Below are 1,976 nucleotides of genomic sequence, written 5' to 3'. Positions count from 1 at the left end.
AGCGATCGCCGCCACATACATCTCGCTGGGTCCGCGGCGGCAGATGAGGCTTGGAGGCGTCGCCCCTCGCCTCCGCGGCTCTAGTCCGGCTGGTGGGAGGGGGGCCCCGCCTCGCGCCGCCACTAGACGTGTGTAAATATTGGCGTTTTGATACCTCGGCTACGTCCGCGGCTTAGGTTGGTGCGGCCGGTGGGTTTTGTTTATAAAGTCCGCACATTTACTAGTTATGGGTTCTAGTGTTGTGAAGTTCCGCGGGGCCCACAGGTATCTAGATTCCTCGCCCCGCCTGGTGGATCTCAGGGGCCGCAACATGTTGGTAAACGCGGCGAGGTGGCTGGTGGCCGCGGCCTCTCATAGAGCCGAGGCCGTCCACGTCGACGTCGCCGCCGAGGGCGCCCCGCGGGATTTGCTGAGGGAGCTCGCCTACTTCCTACACCCGGCCGCCGTGGGCGACGCGAATCAGTTGACATGCGGCCTGGGGAGCGAGGCGTGCGTCCTATGCGGCAGGCCCGCCGAGGCGAGGACCTACGCGGCGATCCTCGGCGAGGAGGTCTACAGCCACGTCGCGCGCGAGGGGGCGCTGGACCTGCCCTGCCTAGCCGCCAGGCTCTTCGGCAGAAGCGCCAACAAGCCGGCCTTTCTCTTCGCCATATACAGGAGGGCCGCGGGGGACTTCCCCCACTGGTTCAACAAAGCCAAGTGGCTGAAGCATTACGGCATCTCCGTGGGCTTCCTAAGACACGGAGAGGAAGTGAAGTGCATGGACGACGCCGCAGTGTTGAGGTACTGCGACGTGGCGGTGGCCGTCGTGGGGGTGGAAAGCAACTGCGTCAAGGGCCACTTCGATAGCTACGCGAAGGCCGTGCGGGAGGCGACGCGGCGAGACCACACATACGCCGAGCTCGCTGGCCTCAGGGAGGAGTTCCTGAGGAAATTGGCCGAGGAGGTGGGGGCGCCGCTGAGAGCTGTGTACCAGCCGGAGGGGGGAGGGGTGCCGGAGGGCTTCGTCCCCCAGCTCTCGGGGGTCAACGCGGGCGGGGAGCTAGACGAGGTCGACACCGAGAGGCTGGCCGGGGCGGCGGGGACCAACACCGTTTTTGTAGTGAGGTTCGACGGGGATAGATTCGGCTCGAGGGCGAGAGAGGCGGGGCTCCCGGAGGAGGAGCTCGCCAAGTTCAAATCAGCCGTGTCCGCCCACATCGAGGTGGGGCCAAGGGGAGCGTACAGATCAGCGGTGGTCTACGCCGGGGGCGACGAGAACATGTTCGTAGCGGCCACCAAGTCGGTGGAGGACGTGCTGGCCGTGCTGAGGAACGTAAGGCGGCTGTTCACGTCGACCCTAGGGACGACTATCTCCGCCGGCGTCGTGGCGGCCAGGTACAAAATGCCCATGTACCACATAGCGAGGCTGGCCAACGAGGCGGCTGAGGCGGCCAAGGCCGCAGGCAGAGACGCCGTGGCCCTCCTCTACGCCAAATCTCTGCTGTCCAGGGAGTTCGGCGTGGCCAAGTTCAGCGACCTCGACGAATTTCTCCGCGCCGCGAGGCGCTACCTCGACGAGAGGCCCCCGCTACCGGAGGAGCCCCAGTGTAGAGACGCCGCGCTGAGCCACCTACTGCCCGGGCTACCCAAGAGCGAGGCGGCCGCCGCGTTTATGATAAATACGGCGCTGTTGATGGAGCTATGATAGCCTACGCCCTGCGGCTGGAGACCCCCACAGCATCCACCTACGCCACCGAGGCGGCGGCCTACGGGCCCGCGTCGATCGCCTACAGATACGCCGGCTTCATCCCCGCCACCACCTTCTACGGCATATGCGCCTCCCGGAGTTGCCCCGACAAGAAGGACCTCCAATGCGCCGCGGCCAGCAAGTGCGGCGACCAGATCTTCTACCCAGCCCTCCCAGCCGACGGATCGCTACGCGGCGTGGCCGCCTGCGAAAAGGACGAGTGCATCTACGTCGGCTTCTGCTCCCT

Annotated in this window: 2 protein-coding genes; both read left to right on the top strand. The window is 65.8% G+C overall.

Going from position 1 to position 1,976, the window contains the following annotated elements; translation table 11 throughout:
* The first annotated feature begins 226 nt into the window (after positions 1–226).
* The gene (locus ACP5J3_RS13815; protein WP_428496213.1) at positions 227–1,687 is read left to right on the top strand and encodes a Cas10/Cmr2 second palm domain-containing protein; all 1,461 of its coding nucleotides are present in this window, start codon (positions 227–229) and stop codon (positions 1,685–1,687) included.
* Positions 1,684–1,976 (top strand): hypothetical protein (locus tag ACP5J3_RS13810; protein ID WP_428496212.1); only part of this gene is annotated, 293 nt, incomplete at its 3' end. The genes ACP5J3_RS13815 and ACP5J3_RS13810, both read left to right, overlap by 4 nt.

Source organism: Pyrobaculum sp. (assembly GCF_049971835.1).
Taxonomy (GTDB): Archaea; Thermoproteota; Thermoprotei; order Thermoproteales; family Thermoproteaceae; genus Pyrobaculum.
Note: the sequence above shows the minus strand (reverse complement) of the source record. Positions and strands in the feature narration are given on the sequence as shown.